The organism is Pantoea rodasii (assembly GCF_002095465.1).
GTDB classification, from domain to species: Bacteria; Pseudomonadota; Gammaproteobacteria; order Enterobacterales; family Enterobacteriaceae; genus Pantoea; species Pantoea rodasii.
This window is the reverse complement of record NZ_MLFP01000002.1, coordinates 101,402-127,184: the sequence shown is the minus strand read 5'-3', so window position 1 is coordinate 127,184 and position 25,783 is coordinate 101,402. Positions and strand designations below refer to the sequence as shown.

Here is a 25,783-nt window from a genome sequence, read left to right as displayed (position 1 = left end):
AACATCTTTTGAGGTAGCTGAATGCGGCAAACGGGAGCAGCCCGGTGCGCCTACTTTAGTCAGTGATTCGGGCGAGCGAGAGCAGCCAACGCACCTGTAACTTGAGGTATGACGTGTATATAATGCGCCATGAACTTTCTCGCTCACCTTCACCTCGCACAGCTGGCTGACAGCTCCCTGCTGGGCAATCTTATGGCCGACTTCGTGCGCGGCAACGTGCAGTCGCAATGGCCGGAACCGGTCGTGGCGGGCATCGCTATGCATCGTCGTCTTGACGTGCTGACCGATAATTTGCCCGAGGTACGTGAAGCACGGCAGTTTTTCCGTGCCGAAACACGCCGCGTCGCGCCCATCACGCTGGATGTCATTTGGGATCATTTCCTTGCCCTGCACTGGGACAAGATCCACCCCACGCAATCCCTGGCCGCTTTTACCGCGGCGGCTGAACGCGAGATCCTGCCTCAGCTGGCGGGCACGCCGGAAGGCTTTATCGAATTGAATGCGGTGATGTGGCGCGAGCGCTGGTTTGAGCATTATGCCGAACCGACGCGGCTGGCACGTGTCCTGAGCGGCATGGCGCATCGTCGCCCGCGCCTGGTGGCACTGCGCGATTCCTACCAGGATTTTATCGACCATTACCAACAACTCGAACCGCTGTTCTTCCAGTTCTATCCCCGCCTGATGGAAGCGGCGCGCACCCAGCAACTCTAAACCGACTTTTTTTCACAATCCCAGCATTTACGCCTCTTGCCAGCCGCAGTCATCTGCGGCTTAATGAAACCTTTCTTAACTTTTGTTAAGTCAGTCACATTGTCAGCTCGCCTTTTTCGGCGTTTTTCGTCACAGGGTCTGCCAAAAATGATAAGAGGGAAAGATGTCATCAGCCACGCTTACCGAACTTGATGCGCGTTATCACTTCGCCTGTGATGTCGCTAAAACTGCTGCCAGCCGTGCCCTTTCCTGGTATCAGCAGCGCCATCAACTGGTGATTGAGCATAAAAAGGATTTACAGGATGTGGTCAGCGAAGCCGATCGCAACGTAGAAGAGTTGGTCAAACATCTGATTCGTGAACGCTTTCCCGACGATGCGGTACTGGGTGAAGAGAGCGGCGGCGACACCACCGGCGCGCGCTTTATCTGGGTGATTGATCCCATCGACGGCACCAGCTGCTTTTTGAATGGATTACACAACTGGTGCGTATCACTGGCCATTGTGTGTGAAAACGAACCGGTTATCGGCGTGGTGTGCGATCCCAATCATCATGAAACCTTCCACGCCTGCCGTGGCCGCGGAGCGTGGGTGAATGAAAAACGCCTCCAGGCCCACAGCGCACAGCAGCTCAATCAAGGGATGCTTGGCCTCAGCAGTTCCAACAGCCAACCGGCGGAACCGCTCACGGCGTTTATTGGCGGTTTACTCTCTCAAGGCGGCATGTTCATTCGCAACGGTTCGGGCGCGTTGATGAGTGCGTGGGCGGCGGCCGGCCGTCTGATCGGCTATTACGAAGCGCATATGAATCCATGGGACGGTTTACCGGGGATCGTGTTAATGCGCGAGGCCGGCGGGATCACCAATGATTACCTCAGCCATGGCGGCCTGCAACAGGGCAATCCGGTGCTGCTCGCCAACGCGGTGATTTATCCGCAGCTTAAAGCGCTACTGCCCGCCCATAGCAGCCTGTAACCCCGTTTTTCTCAGATGGAAATAAGCCTGATGGATAATCCAGGCTTAACTTTTCCGTCTTAACGCTTCAGCGCCATCAATATGATTTATTTCATTGATCTGCGATTATTCTAATTTTTTCTCGCCCTGATGTTTCCGCAGTGAAAACGGGTATTCTGTCTCCGTCAATCATCCCTTGTATTACTCAATTTTCTCCTTTGTTATTTTTTTTCGGCGACAGGATGCGCCGATTTATTTTTTTCATATCTGGAACGCATAAAAAACAAAATCCTTCACTGCTGGGTATAAAACATGACTGCGAATGCCTCTCACCGCTATCGGGCGGATATTGACGGCCTGCGCGCCGTAGCCATTATTCTGGTTGTTCTGTTCCACTCGGGTGTCACAACCTTACAGGGCGGTTTTATTGGGGTTGACCTGTTCTTTGTTATTTCGGGCTTTCTGATTGGCGTTATTATCAGCAAAGAAATCGCCGAAGGTCGCTTCTCGTTTTATCAATTCTATTTACGCCGTATCCGTCGCATCGCTCCCGCATTATTTTTTATGATGACGGTATTGCTGCTATTGGGCTTTATTCTGCTGTCTCCGCTGGAGTTCAGCCAGTTAGCCAAATACAGCGTGGCGGTATTCATCTCCGTGCCGAATATGCTGTTGCTGAAAAGCGGCGACTATTTCAGTACCGATTCTGATTTGAATCCACTACTCATGACCTGGTCGTTGGGTATTGAAGAACAGTTCTATATTGCGCTGCCATTTATTTTGCTGCTGGCGGTACGCATGAAACGCACAATGGGCAGCGTGGTACTGATCCTCAGTGTGATTTCGCTGGCGGCCTGTATTTATGTGACCTCCTTTGCCAGCACCCATGCCTTTTATCTGCTGCCGACCCGCGCGTGGGAGTTAGGCGCAGGTGTGCTGCTGGCGCTGTGGCGGCCGCAGCCCGTCACCGGACGCGCGGCAAGCCTGTTGAATCTGCTTGGCTGGTTAATAATTATCGCTGCCAGCCTGCTGATAGGCGGCGAAGATCGTTTTCCTGGTTGGCTGGCGATGATTCCGGTCGTGGCGGGTTGCCTGATGATTGGCGCACGCAGCGAACTTAATCAGATGCTGTTAGAGAACCGACCGATGCGTTTTATCGGTAAAATCTCCTACTCCTGGTATTTGTGGCACTGGCCGTTACTCAGCCTGGCCCGCATCTGCAGTGACCACCCGCTCACGATCTGGCAAGGCCTGATTATCAGCGGCGCGGCGCTGGTCATTGCCTGGCTTTCCTGGCGCTTTGTGGAGCAGCCGTTCCGCCAGGCCGGTAACGGCACGCGCTGGGTGATTCCCGGCTACTGTGCCTCCTCCGCTATCGCGGCAGGGGCAATGGTGCTGCTGTGGCAAACCGGCGGCATGAAATCGCGTGTCAGTGAATTAGTGGTCAATGCCGATGCATGGAAAATATCGGCGCAGCGAAATCCCTGCCTGCTGGATTACGGCGCTAACCTGCCCTCGCGGCATGCCGAGTGTTATCCGCAGACCGACCGACCTGGCATTGCGCTGATTGGTGATAGCCATGCTGCCGCGCTGCGTGCTTCGGTGTCCAGCTACGCCCAGCGTCAGCACAAACCACTGTATCAACTCACCAAGGCTTCCTGCCCCTTCTTGATTGGTGCCACGCGCGTGGTGAGTCAGATGCCTAACCATGCACAGCAGTGCATCACCTTCAATCAGGAAGTGCTGAAGATGGTGCTCAGCGATAAGGTGGATGAAGTGGTGATCAGCGCTTACTGGGCATCGGGCATGAGCCTGTTGCCGGGCGCGGGTTTCCGTGAGACCGGCCATCCAGAGAAAAGTAATCTCGAAGCCCTGCAAACCAGCATGGACCGCGTGGTGGCACAGCTCAGGCAAGCCGGTAAAAAGGTCACGGTGATTGAGGATGCGCCTTCCGTTGATGTTGACCCGCTGCGTTATAGTAACAACCGCAACATGCCGGTTCGCCGCGAGCTGAGTGCGTGGCTTGGCAAGTGGGAATCGCCGCCGCTGTTGAGTGAGCGCACCAGACTGTTCCAGTTCCCGGAAGAGGCGGTAGAGAAATTACTGCAACGCTATCAACAGCAGGGCGTGCGCGTACTGTCTCTGCGCGAGAATTTGTGCAATGAGCAGGGTTGTATGATCACCAGCGGCGGTCTGCCGCTGTACTACGACAACAATCATCTCAGCCCGGCGGGCGGAGAGATTGCGTTGGGGAGTAATTGGTAACGGCAGATGTAGTCGGGGTGCGCATTTCTGCGCACCCCGAGGATTATCCTTTACGCTTCTTCACCAGCGGCCACGCCAGCAGCAGCAGGGCAATCCATCCAAAGCCGACGAACAGTGACACACGAGTATCCGGGAAGTAGCCGATTAGCCCAATGATAAACACCAGGAACGCCACGCCAATCCACGCGGTTTTGCTGCCACCCGGCACGGCAAATTTCAGCTTATCGGCTTGTTCTTTGCCAATCTTGCGGCGGAATGCAATCTGCGACAGCAGAATCATGATCCACACCCACACCGTGGCGAAGGTCGCCAGCGACGCGATCACCAGGAACACTTTCTCTGGCATCAGGTAGTTGAGATACACCGCGATCAGCATCGCAAACATCATCACCAATACCGTGACCCACGGAATCCCGCGATCGGAGACCTTCTGGAACATCTTCGGTGCGTGGCCCTGCTGCGCCATGCCGTGCAGCATACGGCCCACGCCAAACACATCGCTGTTGATCGCCGACAGTGACGCCGTCAATACCACAAAGTTAAGAATCGATGCCGCCGCTGCAATGCCCAAATGTTGGAAAGTCAGCACAAAAGGACTGCCGGAGGTGCCGACCTGATTCCAGGGGTAAATCGACATGATCACAAACAGCGTGCCCACATAGAACACCAGAATACGCAGCGGAACCGAGTTAATGGCGCGTGGAATCGACTTCTCAGGCTCTTCGGCTTCACCGGCGGTGATACCGATGATCTCAATGCCGCCATAGGCAAACATCACCATCTGCAGTGACAGCAGCATGCCAACAATGCCGTGGGCAAAGAAGCCGCCGTTGGTCCACAGGTTATGGATACCCGTTGGTTGCCCACCGTTGCCGATGCCCCAGAAAATCATGCCAAAACCGGCGATGATCATGATGATAATGGTGGCGACTTTGAAGAAGGAGAACCAGAACTCGACTTCGCCGAACACTTTGACGCTCATCAGGTTAATAGCACCGATAATCAGCACCACCGACAGCACCCAAATCCAGTGCGGCACCTCCGGGAACCACACGCCCATGTAGATACCAAAAGCCGTCACGTCGGCAATCGCCACAATCAGGATTTCAAAACAGTAGGTCCAGCCGGTGATGTAACCCGCTAAAGGGCCCAGATAGTCCTGCGCATAGCGCGAAAACGAACTGGCCTGCGGGTTATTGACTGACATCTCACCCAGTGCACGCATGATGATGTACGCCACCGCACCGCCGATGATGTACGCCAGCAGCACGCTGGGTCCTGCCATTTTGATGGCATCCGCCGAGCCGTAAAACAGCCCGGTACCGATTGCCGATCCCAGCGCCATAAAACGGATATGGCGCGTGCTCAGTCCGCGTTTGAGCGTGTTGGTTTCTTGCATAACAACAGTACCTTGTAAATGAAAAAACCACGGGCAAGCCCGTGGTTGAAATTAACAGCAATGTCGATTACTGATGGACAGCGACCTGCTCGCGTCCTTTAGCGCGATCCACCACCGCAGCAATTACCAGCATCACCAGCGATGGCGGCAACCAGGAGAGACCCTGATCGGCCAGTGGCAGATGCTGACTGAACAGAGGCAGCACATCTTTAAAGTTAGTGGTTTTGATGGCATCAACGATACCGAACAGCAGGCTTACCAGCATGGTCGGCGCGATGATGCGCGAGCTTTTGTTCCACCATTTCAGGGTGAAGCTCAGTACCACCAGCACAATGCACGGTGGATAAATCGCCGTCAGCACCGGAATCGAGATCTGAATCAAGTGGCTCAGGCCGAGATTCGACACCACCATTGAGAACAGACCCAGAATAAAGACCAGCGCTTTATACGACAACGGCAGGTGTTGCGCAAAGAATTCCGCACAGGCGCAGGTCAGACCAACCGCCGTCACCATGCAAGCCACGAAAATCAGTGCTGCCAGGAAGAAGCTGCCCATGCCGCCAAAGGTCTGCTGCACATACGCATGCAGAATCGCCGCACCATTGGCATTCTGATCAACCAGGCCGGCGCTGCCAGAACCAAGTTTGAACAGGCTGAGGTAGACCAGCGTCAAGCCCACACCGGCAATCACACCTGCCAGCATGGTGTAACGGGTCAACAGTTTTGCATCTTCAACGCCGCGAGAACGTGCCGCATTGACGATAACAATACCGAACACCAACGCGCCCAGCGTATCCATAGTCAGATAACCGTTCACGAAGCCGCTGGAGAAGGCTGCACGCTGGTAATCAGCGGTTGCAGGCGCGATACCACCGGCCGGCCACAGCAGTGCTGCCAGACCGAGAATGGTCAGCGCTACGATTTTCAGCGGTGCGAGGAAGTGGCCAACGGTGTCCAGCAATTTGCCCGGATAGAGGGAAATGCCCATCACCAGCACAAAGTAAACCAGGCTATAGATGAACAGCGGCAGTGCGCCATCACCGGTCAGCGGAGCAATACCCACTTCAAACGAGACGGTCGCGGTACGCGGTGTCGCGAACAGCGGCCCCACGGCCAGATAGCAAACCGTTGCCAGTAACAGACCTGCACCTTTACCGATTGGTGAGCTGAGGGCATCAATGCCGCCCCCCACGCGCGCCAGGGCGATTACGGTCATCACCGGCAAGCCAACGGCAGTAATCAGAAAGCCGAATGCGGCAACCCAAACGTGTTCGCCAGATTGAATCCCCACCATCGGTGGAAAGATAATGTTTCCTGCGCCGACGAACAGGGCAAACGTCATGAAGCCCAGCGCCAGGATATCCTTGGAGGTTAAACGATGTGTCATAAACTTCTGTACTGCCTGTGGCTGATGTTGCGGTGGAAGTTGAGTGCGTGTTGTCCTCTGGATGCACCCAAACGAAGGCTTATCTGACGGAATCAGAGCGTTATGCGGGCCAAATCGATTAAGCGCAGGTGATTTAAACTGCTTTTCTTCTGTTCGCAGAGGGATGAATCGACAACGGCGCAAATTAAAACGTTTATAGCGAAGAAAGGCAATACGGGATCGGAAAACCAGAAGGATATAACAAGAAAGTGACACAAAGCAGTGCATCAGCGGGGAATAGCGCGAAAACACCTCAGATGATTTGCTTAAAGTTTCCGCATAGCGGGAGATCTCCTTGCAAAAATGGGCTTCCGGATGCACAAAAGGCGCGATTTACGCGCCTGTTTGCACAAGTTTACAGCATCACCACACCTGATTGGCGATATCGACCACCAGACGAATCTTCTGCCACTGCTGCTCTTCCGTCAGGCTGTTGCCCTCTTCTGTTGAGGCAAAGCCACACTGTGGGCTGAGGCAAATCTGGTTCAGGCTAACAAACTGCGAAGCTTCCTGCAGGCGCGCTTTTACTTGCGCCGGATCTTCCAGTTCACCGCTTTAGTGGTGATCAGACCCAACACCACTTGCTGATGGCCTGGCTTGATAAAGCGCAGCGGCTCAAAACCACCCGAACGCTCGTTGTCATATTCGAGGAAGTAAGCATCGATATTCACCTGACCAAACAGAATCTCGGCCACCGGCTCATAGCCACCTTCAGAAATCCAGGTGGAGCGGAAGTTACCGCGACACACATGCAGACCAATCGTCAGGTCAGCCGGTTTATCTTCCAGCGCTTTGTTCAGCACCTCAGCGTAAATACGTGCCAGCGCCTGCGGATCTTCACCGCGTTCACGGATTTGCTGCTGCTGATCTGAAGAGCACAGGTAAGCCCAAACGGTGTCATCCAGCTGCAGGAAACGGCAGCCCGCGGCGTAGAACGCTGCGATCGCATCTTTATAGGTCTGCGCCAGATCGGCAAAGTACTCTTTCAGATCCGGGTAAACGGTGGCATCAATCACCTTACGGCCGCCGCGGAAGTGCAGCACGCTTGGGCTTGGGATGGTCATCTTCGCCACCGCGTCGCCCGCAACACTTTTCAGGAAGCGGAAATGATCCAGCATCGGGTGATTCGGATTAAAGCCCACTTTACCGGTGACTTTCACGCCGTGCGCTTTGGTTTGCACGCCGTTGAATTGAATGCCCTGCTCGGCTTCAAACAGCTCAACGCCCTGCAGATCGCCAAAGAAGTCAAAATGCCACCAGGCACGACGGAATTCGCCGTCGGTCACCACCTGCAGGCCGTTAGCTCGTTGCTGCTCGACCACGTGGCGGATTTCGTTATCTTCGACCTGACGCAGCTGTTCAGCGCTGATTTCGCCGTTGGCAAACTGCACGCGTGCCTGCTTAATCGCTGCAGGACGCAGAAAACTGCCGACGGTATCGGCGCGGAACGGTTGTGGTTGTGACATGTTCACTCCTGGCTAAACGCATAGTTGCGTCAGGGTATAATTTCAACTGGTTATTTATAGCCATCTGGACGGCTAAATGTCCAGAGAGAGTGACACGCGTAACCCATTTCGGCAATGGAAGAAAATTCAGGGGACGTGAATAAAATTCATGTTCGGATGCACGTACTTCAATTTCCCTCAATGGCCGCACGCGCCTGCGCCATTTGGCTGTCAGACAGCGGCAGATAACCTGCTTCGGTCACGCGCCGCTGACCGGCAGGCGACAGCACCTGATGCAGGAACGCATTCACCAGCGGCGGCAGTGGTTTGCCCGGGGCTTTATTGACGTAAATATAGAGCGGACGCGACCACGGATAACGGCCGCTGCGAATGGATTCGGCATCCGGCATCACGCTGTCGCCGCTGGCGGTGACAATCGGCACCATCTTCACGCCGCTCAGGTGAAAACCGAAACTGGCATAACCAATGCTATTGGGCGTCGCCGCAACTGCCTGCACCACTGCGGCCGAACCGGGAAACTCCGCCACATCAGAGCGGAAATCACCTTTACACAGCGCCTGCTGTTTAAAGAAACCCCAGGTGCCCGACGCCGAATTACGACCAAAACGTTGAATGCCGCGTTGTGCCCATGCCGCTTCAGTAAGGCCAAGATCGCCCCAGCGCTGCGGCACCTGGCGGGCGCCACATAAGCGGGTGATGGAGAAAAGGGCATCGAGTTGCGGTTGATCGATATGGGGCAGCGGATTGTCCTGATTGACCACCACCACCAACGCATCCATTGCCACCGGCACCGCCAGCGGCGGATAACCGTAGCGGGTGGTAAACAGCTGACGTTCATCGATTTGCATCGGACGGCTCATCGCGCCGAGTTGGGCAGCGCCCCGCCGCCAGCGCGGTGGGCGCAGTTGAAGATCCGGCCGCCTGCACCTGCACGTTAACGCCCGGTGACTGGCGGCTGAAATCCTCGCCCCATAAGGTCATCAGATAGCCCAGGGTATCGGAACCGACGCTGCTCAAATTGCCGGTGAGCATGGTTTGTTGGCCTTGCGCCAGCGCAGAGCACAACAGCAACGTGAACAACAACAGCGATTTCATCAGGTCTTCCGTCAATCAGGTCATGAACATCCAAGTGCACATTCTGTCGCGCCACGATTGATCGCGCAATAAATTGCGCCGCTACCGTATGTGCGAATAACTCGTACATGGCCTGACCCATTGGCATAGCGCAATAAATTGCGCCGCTCCGTCGTGCTTAACTGACCTTACTGTGAACGTTTTTCGCCACTATCAGGCGCGGCGGCAGCACGAAGCTAAAACAGGTTTCCTGATGCGGAATACTGGTGATCTCCAGTCGTGCAGTATGGTGGCTCAACGCATGCTTAACGATCGCCAGTCCCAAACCGCTGCCGCCGGTCGCGCGTGAGCGGGCTTTGTCCACCCGATAGAAACGCTCGGTGAGGCGCGGCAAATGCTCTTCACTGATCCCTGGCCCGTTATCGCACACTTTGAACTCCGCGCCCTCTTTGGTGCGCAGCCAGCTAATATCGAGGCGTGTCCCTTCCGGCGTGTGATTGACCGCGTTGTACACCAGATTGGAAATGGCGCTGCGCAGTTGTTCATCATTACCAAACACTTTGAGGTGCGGATCGGTACGGAAATGGATGCTGTGTCGGCCCTGGCTGAGCGTTTCCGCCTCGCGCTGCAACAATTGCAGCATATCCGGCACATCCACCGTTTCTTTAAGATCGATAGCCGGCGCGGCTTCGATACGCGACAGCGTCAGCAGCTGTTTTACCAGGCTATCCATGCGGCGGGTTTGCTCCTGCATGGTGTTCAATGCCTTGCTGCGCGTGCGTTCGTTCATCGCCGCATCGTCCATCATTTCCAAATAACCCTGCAACACCGTTAACGGCGTACGCAGTTCATGGCTGACGTTGGCAAAGAAGTTACGCCGCGCCCCTTCCAGCTGGTGCATCTGCGTCACATCACGCGCCACCATCAACCACTGCCCTTCGCTGTAAGGCATCACGCGGAATTCCATATGATGCTGATTGTTCAGTACCAGCGTCAGCGGTTTATCAAAATCACGTTGGCGGATATAGCGGGAAAATTCAGGATAGCGCAGCAGGTTGAGGATGTTCTGGCCGTTATCTTCCGGCCAGCGCAGGCCCAGATGCTGTTGTGCCAGGCCGTTGCACCAGAAAATGGTGCCCTCTTCGGTGGTCAGAATCACGGCATCCGGCAGGGATTCCGCGCCGCTACGAAAGCGCTTAATCAGATTGCCGAGTTCACGACGACGACGACGGTTACGCAACTGCATCTGGTACAAACCATAAAACAGCGGTTCCCAGCTGCCGCGCCCGGAAGGTGGTGTCATGGAACGATCGACCCACAGCCAGTGCGACAGACGCATCAGATTTCTAAAGTGCCAAAACATCACGCCGCACACTGCAATCAGCAGCAGCCAGGGCAGATAACCGAACAACAGACCAAGCACCAGCGCGGGCAAACAGACCAGCGCCAGCTCAGTCAATAATCTCTTCCAGGAGAGTCGTTCCAGCACGGTAAAGACTCCGTTTAGTAGCGGGCAGAGAAACGATACCCTGTTCCGCGAACGGTTTGAACCATGCGATCGTGGCCAGTGACTTCCAGCGCCTTACGTAAACGACGGATATGCACATCAACCGTACGATCTTCAACGTAAACGTTGGTGCCCCACACGTGGTTCAGCAGCTGTTCACGGCTGTAAACACGTTCTGGGTGCGTCATAAAGAAGTGCAGTAATTTATATTCGGTAGGCCCCATTTCCAGCGGGGTGCTTTCCGACATCACGCGATGTGAGGAGGGATCCAGGCTTAGGCCCTGCATCTCAATCACCTCTTCCACTGCCATCGGTGATATACGACGCATTACCGCTTTGATACGTGCCATCAGCTCTTTCGGTGAGAAAGGTTTGGTGATGTAGTCATCCGCGCCCACTTCCAGACCGCGCACGCGATCTTCTTCTTCACCGCGCGCCGTCAGCATCATCACCGGGATGTCGCGCGTCATGGCTTCACGTTTCAAATGTTTAATAAACTGAATACCGCTGCCGCCAGGCAACATCCAATCCAGCAGAATTAAATCAGGCCAGGGTTCGATCAACTTACCAATCGCGCTGTCATAGTCTTCTGCCTCAATAGGCTGATAATCATTCTGTTCCAGCACGAAACATAACATTTCACGGATGGGAGCTTCGTCTTCCACAACCAAAATGCGCTTAGCCATTATAACTCCTGCTTTTGTGACATTAGGTCACGGGGATTTGCGGCGCCATTATGCGTCAGTTTTATGACACTTTTATGAAAAACCCGACCTATGATAAATAGTTAAAAAACAGAAATGTGACAACGATTATCGCTTTTTTTCTTTGCGATCTGAAGCAGTTATAATTCGCGCTCGCTTAACGAAGCAGGGAGTTTTCATGCGTATCATTCACACCGCGGATTGGCATCTTGGTCAGTTCTTTTACAGCAAGAGTCGAGCGGCCGAACATCAGGCCTTTCTTGACTGGTTGCTGGCTCAAATTGCCCAGCATCAAGTGGATGCGTTAATCATCGCCGGTGACCTGTTTGATACCGGTTCGCCGCCAAGCTATGCGCGCGAAATGTTTAACCGCTTTGTGGTGGCGCTGCAACCGACGCAGTGCCAGCTGATTGTGCTGGCCGGCAACCACGATTCCGTCGCTACCCTGAACGAATCACGCGAGTTACTCGCCTGTTTAAATACGCGGGTGATCACCAGCGCCACGCCGCAGGGGGAGCAGCAGGTGCTGACGCTGCAACAGCGTGACGGCACGCCGGGCGCGCTGCTGTGCGCGATTCCCTATCTGCGCCCACGCGATATTCTGCGCAGTCAGGCGGGACAATCGGGACGCGAGAAACAGATATCGCTGCTGGAAGCCATTGAGCAGCACTATCAACAATGCTACGCCGCCGCGCTGGCCGAGCGTGGCGATCGCGCACTGCCGATTATCGCCACCGGGCACCTCACCACGGTTGGGGTAACAAAGAGTGACTCGGTGCGCGATATTTACATCGGCACGCTGGATGCCTTCCCGGCACAGGCTTTTCCTGCCGCAGATTACATCGCCCTGGGCCATATTCACCGGGCGCAGCGTATTGCCGACAGCGACCATATTCGCTACAGCGGATCGCCGATCCCGCTCAGTTTTGACGAGCTGGGCCGTGAAAAAAGCGTGTTCCTGCTGGAGTTCGGCGCTCAACTGGATGGCGTCACAGCGCTGCCGATCCCGCTGTTCCAGGCGATGCAGATGTTGAAAGGTTCGATGGCCGAGATCGAGCAGCAGCTGAGCCAATTCAGCGAAGGTGACAGCGAGCAGCCGGTATGGCTCGACATTGAAATCACCACGCAAGAGTACCTGAGTGATTTGCAGCGCCGCGTAGAGCAACTGACTGAAACCTTGCCGGTAGAAGTGCTGCTGGTGCGCCGCAGCCGTGAACAGCGGCAGCGCAGTCTGGCACGCATGGACAACGAAACCCTGAGCGAACTCAAAGTCGAAGAGGTATTTGCCCGTCGGCTGGCGCAGGAAGATCAGTTGGATGCCGGGCAGGCCGAGCAGCTGACCCAGCTATTTCGCACCACCCTCGCCGCGCTGGAGAACCCGTCCGCATGAAAATTCTGACGTTACGCTTTAAGAATCTCAACGCGCTGCGCGGAGAATGGTATATCGATTTCCGCCGCGAGCCCTTTGCCAGCAACGGCTTATTTGCCATTACCGGCGCAACCGGCGCGGGTAAAACCACGCTATTGGATGCCATCTGTCTGGCGCTCTATCACCAGACACCGCGCCTCGGCGTGCTGTCGCAGACGCAAAACGAACTGATTACGCGCGATACCGCTGAGTGCCTGGCCGAAGTCGAGTTTGAAGTCAAAGGTGAGGCCTGGCGCGCCTTCTGGAGTCAGAACCGCGCACGCGGCCAGGCCGATGGGAAATTGCAGGCACCGCGCGTGGAACTGGCGCGCGTGGCCGATAACCAGATTGTGGCTGACAAAGTCGGTGACAAGCTCAAGGCGATTGAAACGCTTTCGGGTCTCGATTTTGACCGTTTCACTCGTTCAATGATGCTGTCTCAGGGCCAGTTCGCTGCCTTTCTCAACGCCAAACCGGGCGAGCGCGCCGAACTGCTGGAAGAACTCACCGGCACAGAGATCTACGGCCAAATCTCAATGCAGATTTTCGAGCGCTGGCGCACCGCACGCGGTGAACTGGAGACGCTGCGTGCCCGCGCGGGCGGCATGCTGTTATTGGATGAAGTGCGTCGCGCAGAACTGACGCAGCAGCTTGAGGACTTAGCCGCACAGGAAAAACGTTGAGCGAGCAGTTTGCGCTGACTCAGCAGCAGCAGCAGTGGTTGACGCAATCCCAGCAGTTGGCGCAGGAGCAACAGCAAGCCGAACAAGCCAGCCAGCAGGCTGAACAGGCGTGGCAGCAAGCGGAAAGCGATCGTCAGCGGCTGGCACGCGCGGAGCCCGCCGAAAAGCTGCGTGAAAAACTGCAACAGCGCGAGCAGTTACAACAGGATCAACGGGCACAGACACAGCAGTCACAGCAGCGACATGCACAGCAGCAGCACGCGCAGACTGCGCTGCAACAGGGCGAAAAACACTATCAGGCGGCACAGCAGGCGCGTGAACAGGCGCTCGCCGACCAGCAACAGCTGGAAACCTTGCTGACGGAACAGGTGATTCCGCTCGATCAACAACTGGCCAGCAGTGCGCAGCAGTTAACCGAGCAACAGCGTCTGCAGGCGCAGCAGTCACAGGTGGTGCAGCAGAGTGAAAGCGCGCTGAATCAGCATCAGCAAGCGAGTGAACGCTTACAACAGCAAATGGCTGAGCAGCAGGCCTTTCGTAGCCGTGAAGCCGCGGTGGCGCACTGGGGCCCGGAACTGACGCGCTGGCAGGCGGATATCGCCCGTTTTGATGAACGCGAGCAGTCGCTGGCACAGCTCAGTGCACAGCAGCAGCAGCAAAACGCACAGTTAAAACAGCAGCAGCAGGCCATTGCGCAAAGTGAGCAGGCGTTGCAACCTTTGCAACAAGCCGAGACGCACGCCAGCCAGCATCGTCAACAAGCGGAGCAGGCACTGACTACGCTCGAAGCCGACACCAGCAGCACCACGCTGCGTGAGGCACTGGCCCAGCATCAACATCAGCGAGCGGCACGCCACCAGCTCAGCCTGCTGGCAGCACGCTGGCAATCATTACAACCCCAACTTCAGCAACGACAGCAGAAGCTCACCCAGTTACAACAGCAGCATCAACAAGATGAACGCGCTTTGCAGGCACTTCGCGACGACTACAAGCGCGAGCATCAGGCACTGCTGGATATCCGCAAAATTTGCGAGCTGGAGCGCACCATTGCGCAGTTAGCGGATGAACGCACCCGATTACAACCCGATCAGCCCTGCCCGCTGTGCGGATCCTGCCAGCACCCGGCGATCGCGCAGTATCAGCAGTTACAGCCGGGCGAAAACCAGCAGCGGCTGGCGGCGCAGGAAGCGCTGGTCAGCAAGCTCAAAGAGTCGGGCACCGCGAAAGGTGAGCAGCAAAAGCTTTCGCTGCAACAACAGCAGATGCTGCAACTGGAGATCACTGAGTTCGAACAGCAACTCGCCGCTGCCCGCGAGCAGTGGCAAGGTCTCAGCGGTGAGCTGGCACTTACCTGCACGCTGGAGCAGCAGGAAGCCTTTGCAACCTGGCAACAGCAACAAGATGCGCAGGAAGCCACGCAACAACAGCAACTGCAGCAGCGTGACAACACGGCGCGGACGCTGCAACAGGCCAAAGAGGCGCATCTGTTACAGCAACAGCAGTTGCAGCAGCAGTTAAGCGCTCAACAGCTGGCGCAGCAGCAACTCAGCAACCTGCAGCATACGCTGGATGAACTTAACCAGCGCGAAACCCTTGAGCGCAGTGGCTGGCAGCAGTTGGCGCAACAGCTGGAACAGCAACTCGCGGCACACCAGTTTACCTTACCTGAGCGCGATGCCCGTGCCAGCTGGCTGATGACGTTACAGCAGCGCTGGCAGGCGTGGCAGCAGAGTGAGCGATTGCTGACCGAGCTACAACCGCAGCTGGCCAAGGTCGACAGCGAGCGCAGCAGCCTGCAAAACAATCTCACGCGTGAGCAGCAGCAGCTGGAGGCGCTACAGCGCACGTTGAATACCTTGCAGCAGCAGCATGCAGAACAGCAGCAGCAGCGCCAACAGCTGTTTGGCGAACGTCAGGTTACCGCCGCGCGTCAGCAGCAACAGGCCGCGCTGCAACAGTGCGAACAGGCGCTGGCACAGCAGCTGCAACAGTGGCAGCAGGCGCAGAGCCAGCTGCACAGCCTTAACGGCCAGTGTGAGCAGATCGATAGCCAACTGCAGGCGATGCATCTGCGCATGCAGGCTGCGGAAGCGGCGTTTAACAGTGCGTTGCAACACAGTGACTTCGCCGATGAAAACGCACTGCGCAGCGCACTATTGGATGAACAAGAAATTCTGCTTCTGCGCCAGCGCCTGCAAACCCTGGAGCAGCAGCGCCAGCAGCAGATCACCCTGCGCCAACAGCTCACGCAGCGTGTGACCGCGCATCAGCAACTGCGCCCCGCCGATCTCAGCGATGAAATCGCCGCCGGTATCGCCGAACGGCTCGAATCTCTGCGCGTGGCACTGCGCGACACGGCCCGGCAGCAGGGTGAAGCGCAGCAGCAATTGCACAGCGATGCCCAACAGCGTCAGCAGCAACAGTCGTTACTGGCGCAGATTGCCGATGATGAAGTGCAGCTGACGCAACTGGGCCGCCTGAATGATTTAATCGGTTCAGCCAAAGGTGACAAGTTCCGCCGCTTCGCCCAGGGATTGACGCTCGATCATCTGGTGTGGCTGGCGAACCGTCAGCTGGATCGCCTGCACGGACGCTATTTACTGCAGCGCCGCGTGACGGATGAGCTGGAGCTGGAAGTGGTCGATACCTGGCAGGCCGATGCCACGCGCGATACCCGCACGTTGTCCGGCGGCGAAAGTTTCCTCGTCAGCCTTGCGCTGGCGCTGGCGTTGTCGGATCTGGTCAGCCACAAAACGCGCATTGAATCGCTGTTCCTCGATGAAGGCTTCGGCACGCTGGATGCCGAAACGCTCGACACCGCGCTGGATGCCCTCGACGCATTGAACGCCAGCGGTAAAACCATCGGCGTGATCAGCCACGTTGAGGCCATGAAAGAGCGCATCCCGGTACAGATCAGAGTGCGTAAAATGAATGGATTGGGTTACAGCAAGCTGGAGTTGCCGGGGGAATAATCTTTCGCCTTGCCATAAAACTGGGCCTGCTTTCGCAGGGTGCGGCTTTCCGGTCGCCCCTGCCTATTAGGCTGTGTCACGTGCGAGCGGTTCTGCGAAAAAGCCTGGATCTAATCAGAGTCAGAGAAATGCCATAGCAATCCCTTTACTGTTCAGTACACTGGCCACCATGTTTTGCAAATCCGGGCAAATTGATGAACGTATTTCGCCGCGCTGTTGGCACGTTGTTGTTGAGCACCCTGCTCAGCGCCTGCCAGCAGGCTCCATCGCATCCTACGGAAAACATCACAAACCTATGCCAACTGCAAAGTGAACCCGGCAGTGCATCCTGCAAATGGGCTGATGAAATGCAGCACCAGCTCAACCGGCAATTTTCCGATGCGGGACATTACGCGGGACAACAATGCATGGTGCGGCTGGAGTGGCAAAACAGCGGGCGCTATGCGGTCACGCAGACACAAGGTGATGAAACCCTGTGCCTGCGCGCCTGGCAGTTGATTGGTCAGTCGAAAGGATTACCGCCGCCGCCGGATCGTACCCAGCCTGCGTGGTTCGGCTTCGCGCCGCATCAGGCTAGCTCACCAGCCCATCCTGGCGCCACTGACGCGGGCTGATGCCAAACCAGCGCCGGAAAGCGCGTGAAAAGGCACTGACTTCGGAATAGCCCAGCAGCAGCGCCATCTCCGAGATCGGCAATTGCTTCTGTTGCAGGTAGTGCGTGGCCATTTCGCAACGCACTTTATCCACCAGCGCGGTGAAGCTGATGCCCTCTTCGCGCAGCCGCCGTTGCAGCGACCAGCTCGACAGGCCCATTTTATCCGCAATCTCTTCCAGCACCGGTTCGCCCTGCATCAACGACAAATTGACCTGCGAACGCGCCTGCTCCACCACACTTTGCAGTGAAGCGCTACTGTTCAGGCGGCGGATGGCATCCTGCATCACCATCAGCAGCATCGGGTCCTGTTCTGGCATCGTGCGTTGCAGATCCCGTTTAGCGATCAACAACGAGTTAAAGGGTTGCTCGAACCACACGGGCGCATCAAACACTTTGCAGTGCTCGTGCCACTGCTCCGGGCGTGGATGCTCAAAGTGCACCTCGCGCGGCGCCCAGTTTTTGCCCGCCACGTGACGAATCAGATTCAGGAACATCCCGAGCGTCAGTTCTGCATCCTGCCGACGCGAGAGGATTGCCCCGTGCCGCACCTGATAATCCAGCCGCCAGCAGTCGCCTTTGTCGACCAGACGCGTCAACGTATCGTGCTGATGCCAGGGAAAAGCATTCACCACATTGTGCAGAGCCTGCTCCAAAGTGGGCGAACAGAGCCCGATATAGCCAATCAGCCCTAATGACTGCGGTTTGAACTGCTTGCCGTAGTGCAAACCGAAGTTATCAAAACCAGAGTGGCGCGCCGCTTCTTCCATCACACGGCAATAGTTGACCAGGCCAAGGCTGAGCGTCGGGCTGGCCAGTAGCTCAGAATCGATGCCGCTGATGCCAAAAATACGATCAACATCGCCGCCTTTGTCGGTGATAAAAGTGCTTAAGCCGGTTGCCGCCGCCGCCAGCACGCCACGGTTATTGGCCTGGGCTGCGAGCGAGCTGTACGCTTCAGAAGGAGTCATCAGTGATTGCATCGGAACCTCTCAAGGATCGCGCGAGTGAATCTAATGGAGGGATGCAGCAAGATTCGTACCATGACGTACCGAGAAGCCGTCATCCATGACGACCCGGCCAGGTTCGGGAGTATTCCCTGGCATGCGCTTTGATGCACATGCGGCCCAAGGGTCCGGTGGCATTCCGTTGCGCCGCTATCGCTCTCTGTAAATATCCGTAGCGGCGCAGTTTATTGCGCTATGTGGGGTGCATTTACGTCGTTGCGCAATACATTGCGCCGCTACGACGCAGTGCTGCTCGCTACTGGTGCAACTCAAACCCCGACCGGCAGCTGGTTGGTCTCCAGATAGCGACGGCACAGACGCACGGAGTGATCGGCCCAGCGCGGTCCCAGGCTCAGCGCCATCTCGGTGTCCGCATGGGTACCCATCCACGCCGTCATCTGAATGCGGCGTTGAATCAGCAGCGTCGGCACCAACGCCATCTCCTGATCGCTGATGTGCGCCACGCGCTCATAGCCCTGAATCCAGTTATCCACCCACTCGGCGGCACGAGGATGATGTTCGACAAAACTGATCGCCGCCGCCAGATCGTGCAAATACCAACCCATGCCGCAATCATCAAAATCGATCACCCGGGTTTCACCCTGGTGCTGCAGCAAATTGGTGAGGCGCAGATCGGCGTGGATCAATCCATAACGATCCGCACCTTTGCCAAAGCTCTGTAGCTCATGGCCAACACGCGCCACGGCCTCGGCAACAATCCCATGATCGGCCGGATTGAGATTCGGCGCATCCTGCCAACGGCCCCAGTGGCTGCGATCGCTGACCATGGTGTGATGATCCCAAATAATGCGCTGGAAGCCAGCCGGTTTTTGCCAGCTACGGCTGTGCTGATGCAGGCGCGCGGTGATGTGCCCCAACTGCTGGAAGGCTTTGGGATCGACATCGGTGGTCGGCATCTCCCCCTCGATCCAGTGGAACAACACCGCGTGACGAACCCCGCCTTCCGGCATATTCAGCGACAACACCGTTTCACCATCGAGGGCCGGAATGGCCTGCGGAACCATGATGCCAATCTCGCGCAGCGCGTCCAGCCACAGCAGCTCGCTCTGTATATCGGCTTTGCTGTGATAGTCAGGGCGATGCAGGCGCAGCGCATAACGCTTGCCACCCGCCAGCAGCAGAAAAGTCGCGTTCTCCGAACGACATAACAGCTTCAGTTCGCCCTGCAAGGGCCCGGGATAACAGGCCAGCGCCTGCTGTGCCAGTAAAGTCATTTCCGCATCGGTCAGGGTATCGGATTGTTTGGCGCTCATTCATCTGTCTCCAGCATCAATCTTTAGGGAAGCAAGTGTTATCAGCATGGGATGACGTCGTCCTGACTGCTTGACCGCAGATAACCCAAAGTTGACCGCAGCGTGCAGTTGGCACTTTTCTTGCCTCAGAGTTGACCGTGGAGGACAAAACTCACTGCGCCCACGTCAAGTTTTCCCGCAGCGGGCGGCGGCATTATCACTTCACTGTAGTGCATAGAACAAAACAGCGCGGTGCAGCCGCCGCACAACAATCACGACGGGGAGACGATTATGACGAGTAAGCTCAAACCCACGCTGGGCACTCTGCATTTGTGGGGTATCGCGGTTGGACTGGTAATTTCCGGGGAGTATTTTGGCTGGAGTTATGGCTGGGGCGTGGCGGGCACGTTGGGGTTTCTGATCACCACCGCGTTGATCGCCACCATGTACACCTGCTTCATTTTTAGCTTTACCGAACTGACTACCGCCATTCCACACGCCGGTGGTCCGTTTGCTTACAGCCGCCGCGCCTTTGGTGAAACCGGCGGTTTAATTGCCGGTCTGGCGACGCTGATTGAGTTTGTGTTTGCCCCGCCGGCGATTGCCATGGCGATCGGTGCCTATCTCAACGTGCAATATCCCGATCTCAACCCGAAAACCGCCGCCGTCGGCGCGTATCTGGTGTTTATGACCCTCAACATTCTCGGCGTGAAACTGGCGGCGATGTTTGAACTGGTGGTGACAGTGCTGGCGGTGCTGGAACTGCTGGTGTTTATGGGCGTGGTCTCGCCGGGCTTCAGTATCGCTAACTTTGCCGCTAACGGCTGGGCGGGAAGCGATCACTTCGGCATGCCGGCTCTTTCCGGTATCTTCGCCGCCATTCCATTTGCCATCTGGTTCTTCCTCGCCATTGAAGGCGCCGCCATGGCCGCCGAAGAGGCCAAAGATCCGAAACGCACCATTCCCAAGGCTTACATCACCGGTATTTTAACGCTGGTGGTACTGGCGATTGGCGTGATGCTGCTGGCCGGCGGCGCAGGCGACTGGCGTAAACTGTCCGACATTAACGATCCGCTGCCGCAGGCGATGAAAATGATTGTCGGCGAGCATTCAAACTGGATGCATATGCTGGTGTGGATCGGTTTGTTCGGCCTGATTGCCAGCTTCCACGGCATTATCCTTGGTTATTCACGTCAATTCTTCGCCCTGGCGCGCGCCGGTTATCTGCCGCAGGGTCTGGCGAAACTGTCACGCTTCCAGACGCCGCACCGCGCCATTATTGCCGGTGGCGTGATTGGTATCGCGGCAATCTACAGTGATGGTCTGATCAATCTGCAGGGCATGACGCTGACGGCCGCGATGATCACCATGGCGGTGTTTGGTGCCATTGTGATGTACCTGATGAGTATGCTGAGCCTGTTTAAACTGCGCCGCACGGCACCGGATTTAGAGCGCAGTTTCCGCGCGCCGGGCTATCCGTTTATTCCAGGCATCGCGCTGGTGCTGTCACTGGTGTGTCTGATCGCCATGCTGTGGTTTAACCCGGTGATTGGCGGCCTGTTCGTGGGGATTATGGTGGTGGGATATATTTACTTCCTGGCGACCAAAACCCAGCGTCAAAATGCGCCGCAGGATGCGATGTTGATGGGTGAGTAATGGCTAAATTGCAGGGGCGCAGACCTGCGCCCCTGTCCAAAGGTTGCTATTGAGGCGACCTTTTTTACGATTTAAGCGGCCACAGCCATGCCGCACCGCGCACGCCACTCGAATCGCCGTGCACCGCTTTCAGCACCGGCGTTTCACACTCGCGACCAAACACCCACTGTTTTATCAGCGTGGGGAGCGTCTGATACAAACGATCGTTATTACTCATGCCGCCGCCCAGCACGATCACATCCGGATCGAGTAAATTCACCACTTGCGCCAGTGATTTGGCTAAACGCATTTCGTAACGGCTCATCGCCAATTCCGCCACCGGATCCTGCTGCTCAATCAGCTTGATGATTTCCGCGCCCTTCAATGCTTTGCCGCTCAAACGTTGATAATCGATGGCAAAGCCCGTGCCCGATACAAAGGTCTCAATGCAGCCCTGCAAACCGCAATAGCACGGCACTTCTTCGCGATGGCGCAGTTCATCTTCATCCATCCACGGCAGCGGATTGTGGCCCCACTCGCCGGCATTACCATTGCCGCCAATACGTGACTCACCACCAATCGCTACGCCCGCGCCCGAACCGGTGCCAATAATCACCGCGAACACCAGCGGTTTACCGGCACCAGCGCCATCTACTGCCTCAGAAACCGCCAAACAATTCGCGTCGTTGGCGATGCGCACGTCACGATTCAGCGCCTGCGCCAAATCCTTGTCCAACGGCTGTCCGTTGAGCCAGGTGGAGTTAGCGTTTTTGACTCGCTGAGTGTACGGCGAAATCGTGCCGGGAATGCCAATGCCGACCGTGCCCTTTTCGCCGGTTTTCTCTTCTGCCAGTAGTACTAAATCAACAATCGCCTGCACCGTGGCAGCATAGTCATCGCGCGGGGTATTGACGCGGTGACGGAACAGTTCTTGACCCTGATCGGAGAGCGCAATCACTTCAATCTTGGTACCGCCTAAATCAATCCCAATACGCACGATTTATTCCTCATTATTCGTTCTGGTGACAGATACAGTAGAAGGCTGAATCGGGAAAGGCAATGAAACCCATCCGATGTTTCGCTATCATGCGCGCTGACTTTGAGACTTGTGCGCCCGATCGCACCCACGGTAAGGAATCCCGATGTTGTGGTTTAAAAATATGATGGTTTATCGTCTGAATCGTGACATCCCGCTGTCCGCAGACGATCTGGAAAAACAGCTCGACGCCTTTACGTTTTCACCTTGCGGCAGTCAGGATATGGCGAAAACCGGCTGGGTGTCACCGATGGGCAACCGCGGCGAAGCGTTGACGCATGAAATCAATGGCCAAATCGTGATTTGCGCGCGTACCGAGCAGAAGATTCTGCCATCGCCGGTGGTGAAGCAAGCGCTGGAAGCGAAGATCGATAAACTGGAAGCGGAACAGAGCCGCAAGCTGAAAAAGACCGAGAAAGACTCACTGAAAGATGAAGTGCTGCATAGCCTGCTGCCACGTGCGTTCAGCCGTTTCAGCCAGACTTTTATGTGGATCGACACCGTTAACAACCTGATCATCGTCGATTGCGCCAGCGCCAAGAAAGCCGAAGATACCTTAGCGCTGCTGCGTAAGAGCCTCGGATCACTGCCGGTGGTGCCGCTAACGCTGGAAACCCCGATTGAATTGACGCTGACCGAATGGGTGCGTTCGGGCGAATTGCCTGCCGGTTTCACTCTGATGGATGAAGCCGAGCTGAAAGCGATTCTGGAAGATGGCGGCGTGATCCGTTGTAAGAAACAGGATCTGATCTCCGATGAGATCGCCACCCATATCGAAGCCGGCAAAGTGGTGACCAAACTGGCTCTGGACTGGCAGGAGCGCATTCAGCTGGTGATTGCCGACGATGCATCGATCAAGCGTCTGAAGTTCAGCGACACGTTGCGTGAGCAGAATGACGACATTGACCGTGAAGATTTCGCCATGCGCTTTGATGCCGATTTCACCTTGATGACCGGCGAACTGGCTGCGTTGATCAGCAATCTGGTGGAAGCGTTAGGCGGCGAAGCCAAGCGCTGAAGCCTTTATTGATCAAACCCCACTGTAGCGTAGTGCTTGTCCGTTTAGCGATGGGTGATAACGCAGTCTGGTGCCGTTCAGGGGCTGGCGGTCCTCGCGCCGCTAACGCGGTACCTTCACTTCATTCATCTGCCTGACGGACCGGCGGGGATGGCACATCGTGTGCCGCCCCGTCTTTCGCCCGCATCCATGCGTGCTCTCCTGGCATCCTCATTACGTTCAGCGCTGCGGATTGCCAGCCCCTGAACGGCACCAGCCTGCTCTGAAGCTTCAGTGCGAGTTGTTGAAATGGGCACGATAGTGAAGGCCAGAGCACCTCTGCTGCTGCAAGGGCTATCCGCAGCGCTGAGGCGAAGACGTTGTGCCAGGAGCGTGGCGCATGGATGCGCCAGGCAGTTCGGGTCGGCCATGGATGGCCATACCCGAACGATCCGCCCGGCACGACGTTGCAGCCGAAGGCACCGCGAAGCGGCGTGAGGACGGCCCGGAAGCAGCAGAGGTGCACTGGCCCGCACGCCCGTGTATATGCTACGACCAAAAAGAAACCGGGAATGCTAAAAGCATTCCCGGTTTAATGATGACTCATGCTGAAAGTCAGCGTTTACAAGTAGCGGCACAGATAAGACGTTGGCTCAGCAACCTGTAAGTGGAATTCGCTGCTGCCGGGCACGTTAAACACGGAACCCGCTTCGTACCATTTCCACTCGGTTTCACCTGGCAGCAGCACTTTCAGTGCGCCGCTCAACACCGTCATCTCTTCCGGCTGTCCTGTACCGAAGGTGTATTCACCTTCTGCCATCACGCCAACGCTGGCACGGCCAATGGTTACGCTGTCGAAACCAATGGATTTCACTTTTCCGTCGAAATACTCACTTACGTTGAGCATGTTACTTCCTCACAGCACATTATGGTGTCTGGCAGATTACAAGGGAACTCGCTGATCTGTCACGCGAATTTGCGGCGCAGATCGCAAGTTGTGATCGGCCTTAAGCTAGACGATTAATTCTGCCGCCAGCTTCGCCACCAGTACATTGGATAGCAGCACCGGAATGCCCAGCATTTTCTGCAGGAAATCCCGGTGCTTCTGGTGATAGCCAATGCAGTCCAGCACCACCACATCCGCGCCCTGCTCTTGCAATGACAAACCGGCTTCGATCAAATCATTCTGCTGTGCCAGATAAGGGCTGGCAACGGCAAAGCAAGGTGCACTGTTCAGATGACGCCACTTGTTGGCCTGCTCGGCGATTTGCTCTTCCACCGGCACCACAATCCCCACTTTATGTTCTTGCACGATGGCCTTTACCAACGGTGGGATGATGCGATCCGGCTCCAGCAACAGCGCGGATTGTGTTTTTAGCGTGCCAAATTCACCGGTGCACAGCAGCAAAATCGTGTCGTAGCCCTGCTCTTCCAGTGCATTGATTTTGCGTTGCAGTCCCTGTTCAACTTTCGGTCCCGATAAGCGTACTTGCTCGCCAGTGGTCATACGTGAAACCAGCACCTTCTCGCCCGCTTCTGGCGAGTAGAACTGCTCCACTTCGGCTAACGTCAAACCGTCGAGCAAACCGGCGTGAGCTACCTGATCTTCGGGAAGATGATCCTGCAGCAGCGGCAGAATGTCGCTACGCGGGGATTGACCAATCGTTAAGGTAACCAGGGACTGTTTCATCATTAGGCTTTCCGCGTACGCAGGTGACTGAGACTACCATACAAAGATAGCAGCAAAGCGTACTCTTGCGCGTCATAGAACTGGCAGGTTTCACGGCCAAACTCTTTCGCCACTTCCACCGCAAACTTCACGGTCGCCGCGATATCCACTTCATGGCTGGCACCGGTGCCGCAACCCGGCACGACCGATTCCGCGCAGATCGCTACACCAACAACTGGCACATCGGTGGCGGTTGAAGGCTGCAGGATGCTGTTGAGGTGATACACACCGTTGCCATATGGCGTGATGTCCTGCGTGGTGATCGGGAACGTCACCGCTGGCTGGCCGCTGGTCATCTCCATAATGCGCAACAGATCTTCTGATACGCGCAGGATGTAACCCTCTTTCACGGTCGGCGACAGCGCGTAGCCTTTGTGATTGAGAATGCGGTTACCCTTGGTGGTATCGATGGAGAGAATCGCGTCAACACCGTCAATCACTTCGTTGTCATTCATGGTGATGTCATCGCAAGGCGAATCCATGAAATCCACCGGCTCGTGCGGACGCGTTGGCGCATCCGGGCAGATGTGCGTAGTGATGATCACATCACCGGCTAGCACATCGCCTTTGGTCTGCATTTGTGCCAGTTTCAGCGCACTGCTCACTGCCGCTACAGCGCCATCCGCATCCGACACCATACCGATACGCGTCGGGCGGGCACCGATGCCGCCTAAACGACCGACAATGCCCAGCGTGGGCGCAGTGCCGCCTTTGCTCTTGCCATGCGAACCCGGAATATCGATGCGCACGAAATCAGTGCGCCCTTTCGGGCCGGTGACGCGCTTGAAGCTGGCGGTCACGCCTGAATAGCTGGCAAACAGATCCACTACCTGCTGTCCATCCACGTAGGCGCTGTCGAGTAACTCAAAAACCTGCAGTGTCTGCTGTAAACTCATATTGAATTCCC

At 56.3% G+C, this 25,783-nt stretch carries 19 protein-coding genes and 2 pseudogenes; 9 read left to right on the top strand and 12 right to left on the bottom strand.

The window, feature by feature from the left end:
* Window positions 1-129: 129 nt before the first annotated feature.
* The 3 genes from HA45_RS02930 to HA45_RS02920 all read left to right on the top strand — a co-directional run bounded on the left by HA45_RS02930 (window position 130) and on the right by HA45_RS02920 (window position 3,928).
* Window positions 130-711, top strand: a complete 582-nt coding sequence (locus HA45_RS02930) for an ACP phosphodiesterase (protein ID WP_100702251.1) — start codon at window positions 130-132, stop codon at window positions 709-711.
* A gap of 163 nt (window positions 712-874) precedes the next feature.
* Window positions 875-1,684 (top strand): inositol monophosphatase family protein, encoded by an 810-nt coding sequence (locus tag HA45_RS02925; protein WP_100702250.1) that lies wholly within the window; start codon window positions 875-877, stop codon window positions 1,682-1,684.
* Between the two features lie 291 nt (window positions 1,685-1,975).
* Window positions 1,976-3,928, top strand: a complete 1,953-nt coding sequence (locus tag HA45_RS02920) for an acyltransferase family protein (RefSeq protein ID WP_100702249.1) — start codon at window positions 1,976-1,978, stop codon at window positions 3,926-3,928.
* A 43-nt stretch (window positions 3,929-3,971) separates the two neighbouring features.
* Here HA45_RS02920 and proY read toward each other — a convergent pair whose 3' ends face one another.
* From proY to phoB, 6 genes and pseudogenes are all read right to left on the bottom strand, one after another.
* On the bottom strand, window positions 3,972-5,327 hold the full coding sequence (proY, locus tag HA45_RS02915; protein ID WP_100702248.1) for a proline-specific permease ProY: 1,356 nt from the start codon (window positions 5,325-5,327) through the stop codon (window positions 3,972-3,974).
* A 67-nt stretch (window positions 5,328-5,394) separates the two neighbouring features.
* Window positions 5,395-6,714 (bottom strand): branched-chain amino acid transporter carrier protein BrnQ, encoded by a 1,320-nt coding sequence (gene brnQ, locus HA45_RS02910; protein WP_100702247.1) that lies wholly within the window; start codon window positions 6,712-6,714, stop codon window positions 5,395-5,397.
* A 402-nt stretch (window positions 6,715-7,116) separates the two neighbouring features.
* A pseudogene (locus HA45_RS02905) lies at window positions 7,117-8,219 on the bottom strand (cobalamin-independent methionine synthase II family protein).
* Between the two features lie 167 nt (window positions 8,220-8,386).
* Window positions 8,387-9,314: pseudogene (locus tag HA45_RS02900) on the bottom strand (PstS family phosphate ABC transporter substrate-binding protein).
* A 157-nt stretch (window positions 9,315-9,471) separates the two neighbouring features.
* Window positions 9,472-10,782: a phosphate regulon sensor histidine kinase PhoR gene (gene phoR / locus HA45_RS02895; RefSeq protein ID WP_100702244.1), complete on the bottom strand. Its 1,311-nt coding sequence runs from the start codon at window positions 10,780-10,782 to the stop codon at window positions 9,472-9,474.
* A 14-nt stretch (window positions 10,783-10,796) separates the two neighbouring features.
* On the bottom strand, window positions 10,797-11,486 hold the full coding sequence (gene phoB / locus HA45_RS02890) for a phosphate response regulator transcription factor PhoB (protein ID WP_100702243.1): 690 nt from the start codon (window positions 11,484-11,486) through the stop codon (window positions 10,797-10,799).
* A gap of 196 nt (window positions 11,487-11,682) precedes the next feature.
* Between phoB and sbcD the strand changes: the two genes are divergently transcribed.
* From sbcD to HA45_RS02875, 4 genes are all read left to right on the top strand, one after another.
* Window positions 11,683-12,894 carry an exonuclease subunit SbcD gene (sbcD, locus tag HA45_RS02885; protein WP_100702242.1) on the top strand — a complete coding sequence of 404 codons (1,212 nt, stop codon included), beginning with the start codon at window positions 11,683-11,685 and terminating at the stop codon, window positions 12,892-12,894.
* Window positions 12,891-13,595 carry an AAA family ATPase gene (locus HA45_RS29260; protein ID WP_436404992.1) on the top strand — a complete coding sequence of 235 codons (705 nt, stop codon included), beginning with the start codon at window positions 12,891-12,893 and terminating at the stop codon, window positions 13,593-13,595. The genes sbcD and HA45_RS29260 overlap by 4 nt, the downstream gene beginning before the upstream one ends.
* Window positions 13,592-16,567 (top strand): SbcC/MukB-like Walker B domain-containing protein, encoded by a 2,976-nt coding sequence (locus tag HA45_RS02880; protein WP_436404991.1) that lies wholly within the window; start codon window positions 13,592-13,594, stop codon window positions 16,565-16,567. The genes HA45_RS29260 and HA45_RS02880 overlap by 4 nt, the downstream gene beginning before the upstream one ends.
* Window positions 16,568-16,761: 194 nt before the next feature.
* On the top strand, window positions 16,762-17,181 hold the full coding sequence (locus HA45_RS02875; protein ID WP_100702240.1) for a cell envelope integrity TolA C-terminal domain-containing protein: 420 nt from the start codon (window positions 16,762-16,764) through the stop codon (window positions 17,179-17,181).
* Here the strand turns inward: HA45_RS02875 and qhpR are convergent.
* Window positions 17,141-18,202, bottom strand: a complete 1,062-nt coding sequence (gene qhpR / locus HA45_RS02870; RefSeq protein ID WP_100702239.1) for an AraC-like transcriptional regulator QhpR — start codon at window positions 18,200-18,202, stop codon at window positions 17,141-17,143. The genes HA45_RS02875 and qhpR overlap by 41 nt on opposite strands.
* A 293-nt stretch (window positions 18,203-18,495) precedes the next feature.
* Window positions 18,496-19,500: a phosphotransferase enzyme family protein gene (locus HA45_RS02865; RefSeq protein WP_100702238.1), complete on the bottom strand. Its 1,005-nt coding sequence runs from the start codon at window positions 19,498-19,500 to the stop codon at window positions 18,496-18,498.
* A gap of 270 nt (window positions 19,501-19,770) precedes the next feature.
* Here HA45_RS02865 and eat point away from each other — a divergent pair, with 270 nt between their 5' ends.
* Complete coding sequence (gene eat / locus HA45_RS02860) at window positions 19,771-21,135, top strand: ethanolamine permease (protein WP_100702237.1); 1,365 nt, start codon at window positions 19,771-19,773, stop codon at window positions 21,133-21,135.
* Between the two features lie 64 nt (window positions 21,136-21,199).
* On the opposite strand, the gene mak is transcribed toward eat, so the two are convergent.
* Window positions 21,200-22,111 carry a fructokinase gene (gene mak, locus HA45_RS02855; RefSeq protein WP_100702236.1) on the bottom strand — a complete coding sequence of 304 codons (912 nt, stop codon included), beginning with the start codon at window positions 22,109-22,111 and terminating at the stop codon, window positions 21,200-21,202.
* A 145-nt stretch (window positions 22,112-22,256) separates the two neighbouring features.
* Here mak and rdgC point away from each other — a divergent pair, with 145 nt between their 5' ends.
* On the top strand, window positions 22,257-23,168 hold the full coding sequence (gene rdgC, locus HA45_RS02850; RefSeq protein ID WP_100702235.1) for a recombination-associated protein RdgC: 912 nt from the start codon (window positions 22,257-22,259) through the stop codon (window positions 23,166-23,168).
* A gap of 601 nt (window positions 23,169-23,769) precedes the next feature.
* On the opposite strand, the gene ppnP is transcribed toward rdgC, so the two are convergent.
* The 3 genes from ppnP to HA45_RS02830 form a co-directional block, all read right to left on the bottom strand.
* Complete coding sequence (ppnP, locus tag HA45_RS02840) at window positions 23,770-24,054, bottom strand: pyrimidine/purine nucleoside phosphorylase (protein WP_100702234.1); 285 nt, start codon at window positions 24,052-24,054, stop codon at window positions 23,770-23,772.
* Window positions 24,055-24,159: 105 nt separating this feature from the next.
* Complete coding sequence (locus tag HA45_RS02835) at window positions 24,160-24,837, bottom strand: AroM family protein (protein WP_100702714.1); 678 nt, start codon at window positions 24,835-24,837, stop codon at window positions 24,160-24,162.
* Between the two features lie 2 nt (window positions 24,838-24,839).
* Window positions 24,840-25,772 (bottom strand): DUF1177 domain-containing protein, encoded by a 933-nt coding sequence (locus tag HA45_RS02830; protein ID WP_100702233.1) that lies wholly within the window; start codon window positions 25,770-25,772, stop codon window positions 24,840-24,842.
* Window positions 25,773-25,783: the final 11 nt, after the last annotated feature.

Excerpts from the sequence above, each read along its gene's own strand:
- HA45_RS02930 (WP_100702251.1), top strand. The coding sequence starts at position 130 with ATGAACTTTCTCGCTCACCTTCACCTCGCACAGCTGGCTGACAGCTCC.
- HA45_RS02925 (WP_100702250.1), top strand. The coding sequence starts at position 875 with ATGTCATCAGCCACGCTTACCGAACTTGATGCGCGTTATCACTTCGCC.
- HA45_RS02920 (WP_100702249.1), top strand. The coding sequence starts at position 1,976 with ATGACTGCGAATGCCTCTCACCGCTATCGGGCGGATATTGACGGCCTG.
- proY (WP_100702248.1), bottom strand. The coding sequence starts at position 5,327 with ATGCAAGAAACCAACACGCTCAAACGCGGACTGAGCACGCGCCATATC.
- brnQ (WP_100702247.1), bottom strand. The coding sequence starts at position 6,714 with ATGACACATCGTTTAACCTCCAAGGATATCCTGGCGCTGGGCTTCATG.
- phoB (WP_100702243.1), bottom strand. The coding sequence starts at position 11,486 with ATGGCTAAGCGCATTTTGGTTGTGGAAGACGAAGCTCCCATCCGTGAA.
- sbcD (WP_100702242.1), top strand. The coding sequence starts at position 11,683 with ATGCGTATCATTCACACCGCGGATTGGCATCTTGGTCAGTTCTTTTAC.
- HA45_RS29260 (WP_436404992.1), top strand. The coding sequence starts at position 12,891 with ATGAAAATTCTGACGTTACGCTTTAAGAATCTCAACGCGCTGCGCGGA.
- HA45_RS02875 (WP_100702240.1), top strand. The coding sequence starts at position 16,762 with ATGAACGTATTTCGCCGCGCTGTTGGCACGTTGTTGTTGAGCACCCTG.
- qhpR (WP_100702239.1), bottom strand. The coding sequence starts at position 18,202 with ATGCAATCACTGATGACTCCTTCTGAAGCGTACAGCTCGCTCGCAGCC.
- HA45_RS02865 (WP_100702238.1), bottom strand. The coding sequence starts at position 19,500 with ATGAGCGCCAAACAATCCGATACCCTGACCGATGCGGAAATGACTTTA.
- eat (WP_100702237.1), top strand. The coding sequence starts at position 19,771 with ATGACGAGTAAGCTCAAACCCACGCTGGGCACTCTGCATTTGTGGGGT.
- rdgC (WP_100702235.1), top strand. The coding sequence starts at position 22,257 with ATGTTGTGGTTTAAAAATATGATGGTTTATCGTCTGAATCGTGACATC.
- ppnP (WP_100702234.1), bottom strand. The coding sequence starts at position 24,054 with ATGCTCAACGTAAGTGAGTATTTCGACGGAAAAGTGAAATCCATTGGT.
- HA45_RS02835 (WP_100702714.1), bottom strand. The coding sequence starts at position 24,837 with ATGAAACAGTCCCTGGTTACCTTAACGATTGGTCAATCCCCGCGTAGC.
- HA45_RS02830 (WP_100702233.1), bottom strand. The coding sequence starts at position 25,772 with ATGAGTTTACAGCAGACACTGCAGGTTTTTGAGTTACTCGACAGCGCC.